This is a genomic window from Alteromonas sp. McT4-15, assembly GCF_020515205.1.
Taxonomy (GTDB): domain Bacteria; phylum Pseudomonadota; class Gammaproteobacteria; order Enterobacterales; family Alteromonadaceae; genus Alteromonas.
Genome location: NZ_JAJALG010000025.1, coordinates 48,014 through 62,282, shown reverse-complemented (window position 1 = coordinate 62,282; position 14,269 = coordinate 48,014). Strand labels below are relative to the sequence as shown.

Genomic DNA, 14,269 nt, shown 5'->3' with positions numbered 1-14,269 from the left:
ATAAAAAAATCCGATGGCAAATGCTCATCGGATTTTTACATCTATAAAAGATCGGTCAACCGATCGCTAAAACTTTTCTTAACTGATCGGCATTAGCCTGTATCGGCGCTTTTTTATGCATGGTTTACTCAGTCATCTGTTGAAGAATCACTTTCCTCGAAGACCACTTCAACGCTGTCTACACGCTGTAAGCCGCGTGGAAGTTTATTTCCGCGACGTCCACGTTCGCCTTGATAATGGGTTAAATCGTCCGCAGTAAGCGTCATGTTGCGCTTGCCTGCTGATACTTTGATAGACGCACCATCAGGCACCACGGTCAGTACTTTGACAAATTCTTCGCGAGACTTCGCCTTGGCTGAAGGAATATTGATGAGCTTATTCCCTTTCCCCTTCCCAAGGCTTGGTAAGTCTTTCAGCGGGAACAATAACATACGACCTTCGTTTGAAATACTCAAACACCAGTCAGATTCAGGATTAGACACAGCAGTAGGCTTCATCACTTTGGCCGCAGTGGGCAGTGACAAATACGCTTTACCCGCCTTATTTTTGCTTACCATATCTTTGAACGTACCCACAAAGCCGTAGCCTGCATCAGAGCCGACTAAGAACTTAGTTTCATCCTGCGCCATGATGACATGTTCGAAGGATTCTCCGCCGACAATACTGAAGCGCCCTGTTAGCGGCTCTCCTTGACTTCTGGCCGATGGAAGCCCATGCGCATCGCAAGCAAAGGTACGTCCTGATGTATCCATAAAGACCGCAGGTTGGTTACTTTTACCTTCAGCACTCGATAAGTAAGCATCGCCCGCTTTATAGCTTAAGCCTTCTGCATCAATGTCATGCCCTTTCGCACAACGCGCCCATCCCTTTTCAGATAGTACAACAGTGACTGATTCAGCAGGTACTAGCTCTTTTTCAGATAGGGCTTTTGCTTCGCCACGCTCTATAATTGGTGAGCGACGGTCGTCACCGTATTTTTCGGCATCAGCGAGAATTTCTTTTTTAATCAGCGTTTTCAAGCGACGATCGGATCCTAGCAATTGCTGAAGCTTGTCACGCTCTGCTGCCAATTCATCTTGCTCGCCTTTAATTTTCATTTCTTCGAGCTTCGCAAGATGACGAAGCTTCAATTCTAGAATAGCTTCTGCTTGTTTATCACTTAAGCCAAAACGCGACATTAATTCTGGCTTTGGCTTATCGTAAGTACGGATAATTTCGATAACTTCATCGATATTTAAAAACGCAATTAACAAACCTTCTAGAATATGTAGTCGAGCAAGCACTTTATCTAAGCGATACTGCAAACGACGCGTCACCGTGTCTTTGCGATATTGCAACCACTCCCACAGGATAGTGCGCAAGTCTTTCACTTGTGGACGCCCATCAAGTCCTATCATGTTCAAATTCACACGATAGTTTTTCTCCAAATCGGTGGTGGCGAATAAATGTTGCATTAATTGTGTGACATCAACACGGTTAGAGCGAGGCGTGATGACCAAACGAGTTGGGTTTTCATGATCCGATTCATCGCGAAGGTCGCTTACCATCGGTAGCTTTTTCGCCTGCATTTGTGCGGCTATTTGTTCAAGAATTTTGGCTCCTGACGCTTGGTGTGGAAGTGCGGTAATAATGACATCACCATTTTCTTCCATATATACAGCGCGCATTTTTATTGAGCCACGTCCTGTTTCATACAGTTTTTGTATATCCGCTTTCGGTGTAATGATTTCAGCTTCGGTTGGATAATCTGGCCCGTTTACGTGCTCAAGCACATCTTTTAACTCGGCCTTGCTGTCATCAAGTAGCATGGCACACGCATTGGCAAGTTCTCTCACGTTGTGCGGGGGAATATCCGTTGCCATGCCCACGGCAATACCCGTCACGCCGTTAAGAAGTATATGGGGTAAACGCGCTGGCAATACACTCGGCTCTTCTAAGGTACCGTCAAAGTTAGGGACCCAATCTACCGTGCCTTGACCTAACTCATTGAGCAGTACTTCCGCGAAGCGTGACAACTTTGCCTCGGTATAACGCATCGCAGCAAATGATTTTGGATCGTCAGGTGCTCCCCAGTTGCCTTGACCGTCAACTAAGGGATAACGGTACGAAAATGGCTGAGCCATGAGCACCATTGCTTCATAACAAGCTGAATCACCATGAGGATGAAATTTACCTAGCACGTCACCCACCGTACGCGCCGATTTTTTATACTTTGCGTTCGCGCTTAGGCCAAGATCTGACATCGCATAAATAATTCGACGCTGCACAGGCTTTAAGCCGTCTGCAATATGGGGAAGCGCCCTATCCATGATGACGTACATGGAATAGTTAAGATAAGCGTCTTCGGTGAAACGTCGCAGAGGTAGTTGTTCTACCCCGTCGCGGCTAATGATGATCTCGTCACTCATGATGTTTATTCATTTTGTTATTTATACTGAAGTGTTCGCAAGAACCTATTATTACTAAGCAGATATTTTAGCGCAATTACCCGCTAGCTTATTGTGGGGTAAACCGTGTTTAGGTGCAATCCTTGTTATACAAACTGTTAAGCTGAGTACGTTGGCCTTTACCATAGACTTTGTCATTACACTAAGACAGTGGTTTAATACGAAAAAGGGTAGAGCCTAGAAATACAAAGAATAAATCATGACGACTAAGCACTATTTTCGCGTTTTACTATTATTAGCATGCCTTGCGTGTATCACGATGTCGTCGTTGGTTCGGGCACAACATATTCAGCAGCTTTTTGACGAACAGAGCACTCTCGATTTATCTGACTCCTTGTATTTTTTGTTCGAAACAGACTATCAACTCACCATTAGCGACGTGTCACGCCGTCGTAATGACTTTTTGATGCACCCCCACGACAATCCAAATTTTGGCTTTCGCAATAATGGTATGTGGCTACTTACCCGTGTTGCCAATGTATCGAATGAAAAAGACTGGGTGTTCACAATTAACTTTAGTCAACTTGATAGCGTTGACTTTTACGTCGTACAAGACGGCAAAGTCATAAAGCAAAGTCATCAAGGCAAAGCCCAGAAAGAGCAGCGTTTTCGTGTCCCCACGCTGCGCGTCCAGCTTAATAATAGTGAACCTATTGAACTCTACATCCGCATAGAAAGTCGCTCCTCAAGTTTGATTGCGCCTTTAAGAGTGCAAGCTGAACCATTGCATAGCAGCTACTTTCAGATGGACAGTCTCTTGTGGGGTTTGTTCTACGGCGGCTTATTAATTCTTGCAGTATACAACTTAGCACTGTTTTTCGGCGTGAAAGAAAAGAGTCTGATTGCCTACGTCGGTTATATCCTTGCGGTTATTCTATGGCAGTTTGTGTGGGGAGGGCATACTCACTTAATATTTAGTTCAGGGATCCCATTATGGCTTGTCGGTCATAGTGAACTCATTTTCGTTATTATTGGCATTAGTTCAGGCCTGTTCACCGTCACGTTTTTAGAAACTGAAGAGAATGCACCTACTGCGCATCCAATTATAAAGATATTGCTTGTGTGCCAAGTACTCACAGGGGTGGCATGCTTTATTGATTTACTTCCCCCCATATGGAAAAACAACTTGGTTTATGGCGTGGGGCTTATCGCCATTTTAAGCTATATTTCTGCGGGTTTTGAGGCGTTTTTCAATAAGTTCAGACCCGCGCGCTACTTTATTTTTGCTTGGACGATGCTCGCCACTGGCGCCATTATTGGCATGTTGAGTTTAGTTGGCGTGCTGCCGTCAAACGACTTTACAACGTACTGCTTCCAAGTGGGCGTTTTCTTAGAGTCTGGCTTGTTCTCATTCGCGCTAATGGAGAAAAGCCGCAGTCAGTTAGAAAACGAAGTTGAGCAAGCGACCAACGACTTGCGTAACAATATGGAACTTATTGAAGAGCAAAACGCACGTCTAGATATTGCCCGTAAGGATGCAATTAAAGCAAGCAATGTGAAATCGCAGTTTCTTGCTAACATGAGTCATGAAATCAGAACGCCTCTTAACGCCATTTTGGGTTTTAGTAAGGAGTTGAATAATGCCGCTTTACCGCCTGACCAACAAGAGCAGGTACGCATTGTCAATACTGCGGCAGATAACCTATTAACCATTGTTAACGACGTGCTTGATTTTTCAAAAATTGAAGCGGGTAAGCTTAAAATCAATAATCAACCGTTTGCCCCTAACAAGTTACTCGAAGAGATGGTCACTATTATGGCGAAGTCATCTCACAGTAAACGTATTGAGTTTGTTTTCGACTTAGGGCCTTTACCAGAAAAGCTTATAGGCGATGTTTTTCGTATTAAGCAGGTTCTCAATAACCTGTTGAGCAATGCGCTTAAATTCACTTCTCACGGCATCATTCGCTTCGCGGTACATGGCCGCTCTCTTCCACACGGTATTCACGAACTCAACATTACCGTTGAAGATACAGGTATTGGAATTAGCCGTCAGGATCGTAAAAAGCTATTTAGTGCCTTTTCGCAAATTGATGATGCCCTTAACAGAAGCTATCAAGGTACTGGGCTTGGCTTGGTCATTAGTAAAGAGTTAGTGCGGTTGATGAACGGCGAACTCACGCTTAAAAGTACAGTTGGCCAGGGTTCAACTTTTTGCGTTTCGCTGCGCATGAACCAACTCAGTCAAAAGTTTTCGCTATCTTCAGATGGAGACTGGCAAAATAAGCGCGTGGTGCTATTCGATCCAGTCCCTGCCACTCGCCGCGCTAGCGCCAATATGCTTAGCGCGCTAGGCGCAAATATCATTTCGGTTGAGTCGTTAGATTTCCTCGCAACGCTCAATGACCAATATGACTTTTTGATGGCGACGGTGCCAGTGTCTAAACTGGCTTATAGGGATAGTTATCTTAGCCGCTTCGTTCATTTTCCTGCTAAAAAACGGGTGTTGTGGTACTCAGGTCCAGAACCTTTTGTACAGTATCCTAGCCTACCTCAACATTTTTACTCTCAGGTCAGAATGCCGATGACGTTAACCAAATTGGATAACTTAGTTCATCAGCAAAGCACACCCGTCAAAAATGCGATGCAGGAACGTATCGAGATTCTGCCGCGGGCAAAAGTGTTGGCCGTTGATGATATGGAAATGAACTTAAAACTGTTGCATACATGGTTAGACAACTCGCCGGTCGCGCTTACTACGACGATTAGTGGTCAAGATGCCGTTAATCAGTGTCAAACTCAAGAATTCGACTTAATTCTAATGGATGTGCAAATGCCAGGGATGGACGGATTGCAAGCCACGCGAGAAATAAGAAAGTCACCTTTGAATATGGGAACGCCTATTGTTGCGGTAACTGCACATGCCTTTAAGGAAGAGCAAGAGCGTCTGCTTGCTTCGGGTATGGATGATTATTTGCCAAAACCAATTGAAGTTGAGCTACTGATCGATTTGATAAAAAGTTGGTGTCATGACGTTGAGCCTAGCAATATTGTCTTCCCCTCTATCGATTGGCAACTTGCACTAAAGCGTGCCAATCAAAACCAAAATACCGCAAGAGAACTGCTAGAAAACTTCATTTCATTACTGCCAAGTGCCATTGAAATCATAGAGTCTATGTGGAGCGCGCGTGATTTCACGGGTCTTAAAGCCGAAGTGCACAAACTGCACGGAGCTTGTTGTTACACTGGATTGCCGCGGTTACAGGAGTTGGTAAGTGAATTAGAAAGCGCTCTTAAACGTGAATTGATTGAGGAGGTTCAATCACTTATCCCTGAATTGATAAAAGAATCGGAAAAGGTACTTTCTGAAAATAATGGCACTCACTAGTGCCATTAGTCTTGCTGTCTTGCTTGTTGGCAAGACGCAATCAAACGCGCAAAGTCTTGCGCGTCTCTGTCTAATTCAGAGCTTGCAATAAAAATATCGAACCCAAGACGTTTTCTAAGCTCAACCATACGGTGCGCCAGCATTGCTTTAATGCCATTGATAACCGTTCCATCTTCCATTACGTATTGTTTATCGTCAAACATGGACTGCTCATAGCAACTACCAGATGCACAATTTTCATCTGTATTTTGCATTAAAAGAGGGCGCTGCTCCATCAATAGATGGGTCGCTAATCGAGGCGAAATGGTATGCAAAAAATCAGTATAACTCTTAAGCTTAAAGCCGACAGTTTCCAGCGGAACATGCTCTAGTCCGTACCGCACTCTCGGGCAATCTGCACGTTGCAGATTATCCCAGTGAATACGCCAACTCCCCAAACGATGCTGATAAGTTATGTAGTCTTTCGCTATCTCAAGACTGTAGTCTGGCTCGCGAAGTTTGAAGTAGCCAACGAGCAAACATACCAGCGCCGCACTCGTGATGAAAATGCCCGCTAAGAAAAGCCAATCAGGCATAAAAGATAGCCATAGGGCGGCAATTATCAGGCCCACAGCACCAATGACTAAGCTTGTAATGCCATTACTTTTAGACGCAGCTTTTATGTAAATAGAGGCTTCGCTATTTCCAGACATAAAAATACACTACCAACATAATTATGGCCCACACCACATACAACCTAATGCGCTTACATTTAACGCATTCAGTATGCCACCAACGCTTAAACACATTCATTTAATCGCACCCGTTTGTACGTTTGCTGACTATGGGTAGTTTACCCGATTGCGTAAAAAGGTTATGTGCTTTTTTCACCCATTCTATCGGCTAAGCTACCACCACGTTGCGGTGACGGTAACGCTGAAAAGCCGCAACAATCGTTGGTGTAAATACCAAAGAAAGAATAACCGAGAAACCTACACCACCGGCCAGCACAACCGCTAGTGGTGGCCAGAAGCTTCCGTCACTAAATAGAAGCAAAGGTATAAGACCACCTACTGTTGTGAAGGTAGTTGAGAGTATATGGCGGCTGCAACTCATGGTTTCTTCGACAATGGCTTTAGTGTCGCCACGCTTCGCTTGAGGATTCGCATTTATTGCTGCGATAACGACGATTGAACCGTTAATGGCCACGCCAATAAGACCTGCACACCCTAGCAACGGATTAAAGCCAACAGGTAAACCTGAAAGCCACAAGCTGAACATACCTAGTCCTACCGATAAAATAGCAACGAGCCCAATAACACCCGCCATACGTAAGCTGGTAAAGGTAAGAATAAGTGTTGTCACCATAAGTACGAGAAGCACGGGTGCATATGTCGCAAGTTTGCCTAACGCTTGTTGCTGCTCATCCGCGTCTCCGGCTAGGTGAATACGGTAGCCTTCGGGTAAAACTAGCCGAGTCTCTAGCAGATCGCGCAGTTGGTTGCTAGCGTCGATAGCGGGTACGCCTGGCAGTAAGAATGCCTGAATACGGTTTAATCGTTCACCATCTAATCGCGTGATACTGCTTGTAGCAGGTTGCAATGATAGCGTGGTTACCGCTGCTAGCGGTGACCATGAAATAGCATTGTCTCCTGCCACTGGGATTGGCATCGCATCCACACCTGCCACATTTTGTCTAAAGGCTTTGTCGATACGCACACGAACAGGGATCTCTTCGGTACTTTCCAGTACTGACCCGCCCGTAATGCCTGAGAAGTTAACTTGCATTTGACTCGCTAACTCAGAAAGCGTCAGGCCAAGATAGGATAAATTGTCACTATCGGTGTTAACTTTAAGTTCGGGCTCGCCCATAGATATACTGGCAATTGATTGTGAAATGCCGTCGACTTCAGACATCAACATTCTTACCTTATCACCAAGGCCATTTAGAATATTGAGATCTGGTCCAAAAATCTCTACCTCAACAGGGGCTGCAATGGGTGGACCTTGCCCAAAAGCACGCACCACAATCTGCACTTCAGGATGAGTGATATCCAAGTCTCGCTGCAACTTGCCTACTAAGTGTGCCGCACTCTCAACCGTATCAGTCGTAACAACAGCATTGGCGAAATAAGGCATGTTGTCACGGGTCATCATTTGATTGTAATAGACCGAAGGAGCAGAACCGCCCACCAGCCAACTCACTTGTTCAACGCCATTTTCGGCACGTATGACTTCATCAATACGTTTTACATAGTGGGTGGTGTTCTCGATACTGCTTCCTTCTTTGGTCCACAAGTAGACTTCAAATTGATCGCGATCAGCGCTTGGGAAAAACACATTTGCAAGGGTTGATGACAACGCAAAGCCAGATAAACAAAGCACACTCACTAGCGGTAAAACTAATAAAGGTTGTTTAATCCATCGTCCTAATTGCTTACTGAATGCGAAACTCAATGAAGGGGTTTGAATACCCACTTTCCACCAAGACGTTGATGCTGCTGATTGGAGTGAAGCACCGTCATTTTTCGGTAAAAATCGCGCAGCTAATGCAGCAATAATCGTCAGTGAGATAAACAAAGAGCCGATTAATGCCATGACTACACTAATTGCAATAGGCCCTACAAAGTCACCAATATTACCATCGAGCAAAAAGATGGGCATAAAGCCTAAAATGGTAGTTAACGTTGAGGCAAGCAGTGGAGCGAATAGGTGTGACACACTTTTCGCCATTGCACCAACACGAGTAAGGTTAGGATCCTGCAGGTTTATTCGTATCTCATCAGTAATAACAATCGCGTTATCGATAAGTAAACCGATTGCGATGATCATGCCGAAAATCGACATTTGGTGGATTTGCTCGTTATAAAAACTAAGGCTAAACAACGCGAAAGCGGCACATAATGGTAGCGCTAATCCAACAATCCATGCGGCTCTGAACCCCATGAACAAAAGGATGACGAGCATGACTACAGCACAACCCATTAATAAATTCATCGATAAATCGGATAAGCGTGTAGCAGTATATTCATTCTGCTCAAAGGCAACAGTGGCCTGCAGCGTACCGCTAAAGTCTGCATTGAATTTATCTACGACGTCCAATGCATTCTTAGTCCATACGTCAGAGCGCAATGAAGGCTGCATACGAGCTGCAACGAAAATTGATTCGTCGCCGTTTAGAAATGCAACTTCATTGCGAGGCGTGGTGTAGCTTCGCGTTACAGTAGCAATATCTTCTACGCGTAAGTAACGTCCCTGATTATTTACCAGTGGTATAGACGCAATCATATTAACGCCGTCTAGCCCCTCTCCAACGGTAAAACGCAAGTTACTTTGTTCACTGTTAAGCATACCGGCGGGAAGTTTGGGATCGGCCCGACTTATCAAGACGCTCACTTGCTGTAGGTTTAAGCCCGTCGCGGCCAACTTAACCGGGTCGATATTCACGCTAATTTCTTCAGAAGGCTCGCCATATACGCGCACTAACTCGGTGCCATTAACATTGCGCAACCTGTCAGTAAGCTCTTGCGCCAATCTCGCCGTCAAGGTGATAGGTGTAGTGTCAGGATAGGTAGCGCGCAGTGACAGAAGTAAAGTAAATGCGGTGGCTCCGCGCTTTTCATCAAAAACCGGCGCCATTGCGCCTTCTGGAAACGAGGATGAAGCTGCGCCAATTGCGTCGCGAATTTCACTGAAGAGTTCTTCATTATTGCTATTATCAACCCAATCTTGCGTTTCAATGAGAATAACGGAAATACCAGCGCGAGATGTGGATTTCACTTCTTTTATCTCAAAGATTTCACGCAACCTGTCTTCTAATACGTCACTCACAAGCGCTTCGACACGCTCGGCAGAAGCCCCTGGGTATTGGGTAATAATAAGTGCATTTCGCGTATCAATTCGGGGGTCTTCAATGCGAGGTAATGATCCTAATGCCGACAAGCCAGCCGTTATTAAAATAACTAAGCTCAGTACCAATAAATGCCCTCGTCGGTAAAACAGTGTGTACCAAGGGTAGGCTTTATCGCCTTCGTGGCTAAAAGGATTCATTAACGCGCCCCAGCTTGTTGTTGGCTTGGAAGAGACACCATTTGCCCTGGGGCGAGTTTATGTGTGCCTTCGTTGACAAAAATATCACCGTCTTTCAGCGCGCCTCTGACAAACGCATTATTGCCATCGGTGTAAACAACCTCAACAACCCGTGCTTCCAACTTAGATTGTGTATCATTAGTGATTACAAAAACACGCCATAAGCCCCTAAGCCCATTACTTAGTGCGTTTACCGGCAGCCATGCACCTTTTTCTTCATGCGAACGAAATCCAGACAAAATAGCCATATCGCCGGGGCGCACAAGTTCATTGCTATTTAAGGTAACCAATATATCGACGGTGCGTGTTTGCACGTTTCTGGTAGGCAATACTTGGGTGATCGTTGCTGCAACATCAGTTTTCCCGACTCGCACTAACACTGGCTCATTAACATCGAATTGATCGATTACATCCGCTGGTACAGCAAATCTTGCTTGATATTTATCAATACTGGTCAGCCCAAGAACCGGACTACCTGCCGCGACAACGCTGCCTTCATCAAAGAAACGTCGATTTACCACACCATCAAATGGAGATACTAATGCCGCTTTGCTTATTTCCACATCTAGTGAATTTATCGCCGCTTCAATTTCGGTCAGGCGTGCTTTTGACACATCTAAACTTGCTTTGGCCTCATCGAGGCGCTGTGCTGATTCTAGCTTTTTTTCAACAAGCGATACGGTACGCTCATTGTTAACCTTAGCTAGTGCCAAGTCTGCTTTTGCCCTTGTGAGGCTGGCCTGTAGTTCTTGGCGACGTGCTTTTAAACGTGCAATGTCTTGCTGCGCTAGCACATCGCCTTTCTTAACCATATCCCCTTCTTCTGCGAACATGGCGACAACTTGCCCACCTACATCAAAGGACAAAGACGTCGCTTTTGGTGATTCTATTAACCCAAATACATTCACGGGGGTATCGAAGCCTTCCTGAATTCGAACTGTACCCGTTGAAACTGCTACTGGAATACGCGCTTCTGGTGTTTGCGTGGCATTTCCAAAGCCTGCCATCATGAGCAAAATAACCAGTGCTGCAATAAAAATAGAAATCGAGATAACAAGTTTAAAATGGCCGCCTTTCGTTGGCACCTGCGCAGCAGTCATAACTTTTCCTTTATTTTTCCCGAGGCGATGTGTTTCTTATCGGCAACAAATACACGCTCTTAAGACCTAACTGTATGTTGATACGGCTTTTATCAACAATCGTCAATGTGTGTTTAGCGACGTTTGCATACTCTTGCATACGCTTAATACTATGCTAATATATAAATACTAGACCGTCCAGTTTGATTATTATTAATTTTAAGAGAGATACCGTGGCAACCACCAGAAAGCAAGGTAGACCAAAAAGCGAAGAAAAAAATAGCCTGATCTTAAATGCTGCGTCGTGTTTGTTTTTAAAAGACGGGTTTGCCAATACCTCTATGGATACGGTTGCCAAAGCATCTGGGGTTTCTAAACAAACTGTTTATTCGCATTTTGAAAGCAAAGACACGCTATTTCAGGCTGCTATCACATCTAAATGTCGCTCTTATCAGCTTGATACTCAACAGCTTATCGAAGCCTCTTCAGGTGCATTGTCATTTTGTGAGTGTATGACAAAAGTGGGCGCACAGTTTGTACGCCTTTTACAAGATAAAGAAGCGGTTGCCATGTTTAGAGTGATTATTGCCGAAGCCGTTAATAATGCGCATGTTGCAACGCTGTTTTATCAAGCAGGGCCGCTAGCGTCTCTTGCAACACTGAGTGACGTAGTTGAACAATACGGGCAGGGAAAGCTTACGAAAGCTCGCGCTCACGAACTTGCACTCGACTTTTGCTCATTGTTGAAAGGTGAATTTCACACCATGATGCTGTGTGGCATTCAAGCACCTATGGAAGAACAAGATATCGAGCCCTACGTCGCTCGAGCGGTAGAGAAAGTGAATTTGTTATTTACGCACTATATGTCACAGGCCAAATAAGCCAGTGTTGACTGGGTTTTGACACCTATCACTCTTTGCGCTTATTTTTTGGCAAAGCTTGCACTATTTATCCCTATTGTCATGATGACTTAGCGGTGTTCGTATTATACACTAGCGCCGTTTTCGTTGATGATTGAGTGACTCATGTCTGACTTTACCGGTAACCACATTCTTTCGGTTAATCAATTCGATCGCGAGGCCATTGAGAAAGTGTTCTCAGTTGCCGATTCCATGCAACCCTACGCTCGACGTCAAAAGCGCACTACCGTACTCGACGGTGCTATTTTGGGTAATCTCTTTTTTGAGCCAAGTACTCGAACTCGCGTGAGCTTTGGCACAGCCTTCAATCTACTTGGCGGTGAAGTAAGAGAGACTACTGGCATGTCAAGCTCGGCGCTGGCCAAAGGCGAATCACTTTATGATACCGCCCGTGTTCTAAGCGGCTATTCTGACATTATCGCCATGCGACACCCTGCCGCGGGCTCAGTTGCTGAATTCGCAGAAGGCAGTCGTGTCCCGGTCATTAATGGCGGGGATGGCGCTAACGAACACCCAACTCAAGCGCTTCTAGATTTGTTCACTATTCAGCGCGAATTAGAATACAACGGCCGCGGCATTGATGGCCTTCATATCGCCATGATTGGCGACTTGCGTTATGGCAGAACGGTGCACTCGCTATCACGCTTGCTGTGCCTGTTTAAAAACGTGCGTTTTACACTCATTTCGCCAAAAGAATTAGCCATGCCGCAGCCGGTCATTGACGCGATAGAAAACGCGGGTCATCAGCTTACGATTACCGAGACATTAGAAGGTAATATGGATGCTGATATCTGCTATCAAACCCGTATCCAGGAAGAGCGCTTTCCGTCGCAAGAAGAAGCCAATAAATATCGCGGTAAATTCAGACTTAATCATTCTATTTACACCAAACACTTCCAATCAAAGACCGTTATTATGCATCCACTTCCGCGAGACTCACGTATGGAAGCCAATGAATTGGATAACGATCTAAACCTCAATCCAAACCTTGCCATTTTTAGGCAAACCGACAACGGTGTGCTGGTAAGAATGGCACTTTTTGCGTTAACGCTAGGTGTTGAAAACTTAGTGACGAAATACGAACGCGACGTGGTTTGGTACAGCAATAAGAGTAAGTAATTACATGCAAAAATCTGAAGCCCTTTTTGCCCGTGCGCAAAAAACTATCCCTGGCGGCGTTAATTCACCAGTGCGTGCGTTCAAGGCCGTAGGCGGCACGCCACGCTTTATCACCAAAGCTGACGGGGCATACATGTGGGATGCCGATGGCAAACAGTACATTGACTATATTCAGTCTTGGGGCCCAATGATTTTAGGCCACAATAATGCCAAAATTCGTGAGGCTGTTATTGCCGCTTCTCATAATGGATTGTCATTTGGCGCACCTACTGAAGCTGAAATTATTATGGCTGAAATGGTAAGCGAACTGGTTCCTTCAATGGAAATGGTTCGCATGGTGAACTCGGGTACCGAGGCGACCATGTCGGCTATTCGCTTGGCCCGTGGTTACACCAGCCGCAACAAAATTGTGAAATTTGAAGGTTGCTACCACGGTCACGCCGACTCATTGCTTGTAAAGGCTGGCTCTGGCGCCCTTACCCTTGGCGTACCTAGCTCTCCGGGCGTGCCTGCCAATGTGGCAGAGCATACATTGACGGTTGAATACAACAACATAGATAGCGTAAAAGAGGTATTCGCCGCTCACGGTGATGATATCGCGTGTATTATTGTTGAGCCTGTCGCGGGCAACATGAACTGCATTCCTCCTGTTGAAGGTTTCTTGGAAGGATTGCGTGCGGTTTGTGATGAATACGGCAGCGTACTTATTTTTGATGAGGTGATGACTGGCTTTCGCGTATCACGCGGTGGTGCACAGGAGCGTTACAACGTAAAACCTGACCTTACGTGTTTAGGCAAAGTCATCGGCGGCGGCATGCCAGTAGGCTGCTTTGGTGGCCGCAAAGATATTATCACCCATATCGCGCCAACAGGCCCAATTTATCAAGCAGGTACCTTATCAGGTAATCCCGTAGCAATGGCTGCTGGTCTTGCTGCCATGCAGCAAATTCAACAACCAGATTTGTATGACTCTATTTTTGAGAACACGCAGGCACTGGTTGATGGTTTTCAGGCCATTGCTGATAAGCACAATATTAGTTTAACCACGAATATTGCCGGCAGTATGTTTGGTATTTTCTTTACCGATGTGGAGAAGGTGACTAACTACAAGCAGGCCATCAACTGTAATACTGAACAGTTTAATAAGTTTTATCACGGCATGCTAAATGAAGGCGTTTATCTAGCCCCTGCATCTTATGAAGCAGGCTTTGTCTCTAAAGCCCACGATGCGTCAATTATCGAAAAGACACTTGCGGCAGCGGATAAAGTATTCGCTACGCTTTAAAGCTGAAGTAAAAACGCAAAAGC

8 protein-coding genes are annotated in these 14,269 nt (G+C 45.3%); 4 read left to right on the top strand and 4 right to left on the bottom strand.

Features of this window, described 5'->3' with window-relative positions; translation table 11 throughout:
- Window positions 1-128: 128 nt before the first annotated feature.
- Window positions 129-2,408, bottom strand: coding sequence for a DNA topoisomerase IV subunit A (gene parC / locus LHL20_RS15510; protein ID WP_226433944.1), 2,280 nt, complete (start codon window positions 2,406-2,408; stop codon window positions 129-131).
- 238 nt (window positions 2,409-2,646) lie between these two features.
- Here parC and LHL20_RS15505 point away from each other — a divergent pair, with 238 nt between their 5' ends.
- Window positions 2,647-5,775, top strand: coding sequence for a hybrid sensor histidine kinase/response regulator (locus LHL20_RS15505; protein ID WP_226433943.1), 3,129 nt, complete (start codon window positions 2,647-2,649; stop codon window positions 5,773-5,775).
- Between the two features lie 5 nt (window positions 5,776-5,780).
- Here LHL20_RS15505 and LHL20_RS15500 read toward each other — a convergent pair whose 3' ends face one another.
- The 3 genes from LHL20_RS15500 to LHL20_RS15490 form a co-directional block, all read right to left on the bottom strand.
- Window positions 5,781-6,467, bottom strand: a complete 687-nt coding sequence (locus LHL20_RS15500) for a DUF2982 domain-containing protein (RefSeq protein ID WP_226433942.1) — start codon at window positions 6,465-6,467, stop codon at window positions 5,781-5,783.
- A gap of 190 nt (window positions 6,468-6,657) precedes the next feature.
- Window positions 6,658-9,804: an efflux RND transporter permease subunit gene (locus tag LHL20_RS15495; RefSeq protein ID WP_226433941.1), complete on the bottom strand. Its 3,147-nt coding sequence runs from the start codon at window positions 9,802-9,804 to the stop codon at window positions 6,658-6,660.
- Window positions 9,804-10,943, bottom strand: a complete 1,140-nt coding sequence (locus LHL20_RS15490; protein WP_226433940.1) for an efflux RND transporter periplasmic adaptor subunit — start codon at window positions 10,941-10,943, stop codon at window positions 9,804-9,806. The genes LHL20_RS15495 and LHL20_RS15490 overlap by 1 nt, the downstream gene beginning before the upstream one ends.
- A 212-nt stretch (window positions 10,944-11,155) precedes the next feature.
- Here LHL20_RS15490 and LHL20_RS15485 point away from each other — a divergent pair, with 212 nt between their 5' ends.
- From LHL20_RS15485 to hemL, 3 genes are all read left to right on the top strand, one after another.
- A complete protein-coding gene (locus LHL20_RS15485) occupies window positions 11,156-11,803 on the top strand; it encodes a TetR/AcrR family transcriptional regulator (RefSeq protein ID WP_159627364.1) in 648 nt (215 codons plus the stop codon).
- A gap of 144 nt (window positions 11,804-11,947) precedes the next feature.
- The gene (locus tag LHL20_RS15480; RefSeq protein ID WP_226433939.1) at window positions 11,948-12,961 is read left to right on the top strand and encodes an aspartate carbamoyltransferase; all 1,014 of its coding nucleotides are present in this window, start codon (window positions 11,948-11,950) and stop codon (window positions 12,959-12,961) included.
- Between the two features lie 4 nt (window positions 12,962-12,965).
- On the top strand, window positions 12,966-14,246 hold the full coding sequence (gene hemL / locus LHL20_RS15475) for a glutamate-1-semialdehyde 2,1-aminomutase (RefSeq protein ID WP_202263294.1): 1,281 nt from the start codon (window positions 12,966-12,968) through the stop codon (window positions 14,244-14,246).
- The last annotated feature ends 23 nt before the right edge of the window (window positions 14,247-14,269 follow it).

What these genes read in the sequence shown, in the direction of transcription:
- LHL20_RS15500 (WP_226433942.1), bottom strand. Translation starts at nt 6,467, where the DNA reads ATGTCTGGAAATAGCGAAGCCTCTATTTACATAAAAGCTGCGTCTAAA.
- LHL20_RS15480 (WP_226433939.1), top strand. Translation starts at nt 11,948, where the DNA reads ATGTCTGACTTTACCGGTAACCACATTCTTTCGGTTAATCAATTCGAT.
- hemL (WP_202263294.1), top strand. Translation starts at nt 12,966, where the DNA reads ATGCAAAAATCTGAAGCCCTTTTTGCCCGTGCGCAAAAAACTATCCCT.
- LHL20_RS15490 (WP_226433940.1), bottom strand. Translation starts at nt 10,943, where the DNA reads ATGACTGCTGCGCAGGTGCCAACGAAAGGCGGCCATTTTAAACTTGTT.
- LHL20_RS15495 (WP_226433941.1), bottom strand. Translation starts at nt 9,804, where the DNA reads ATGAATCCTTTTAGCCACGAAGGCGATAAAGCCTACCCTTGGTACACA.
- parC (WP_226433944.1), bottom strand. Translation starts at nt 2,408, where the DNA reads ATGAGTGACGAGATCATCATTAGCCGCGACGGGGTAGAACAACTACCT.
- LHL20_RS15505 (WP_226433943.1), top strand. Translation starts at nt 2,647, where the DNA reads ATGACGACTAAGCACTATTTTCGCGTTTTACTATTATTAGCATGCCTT.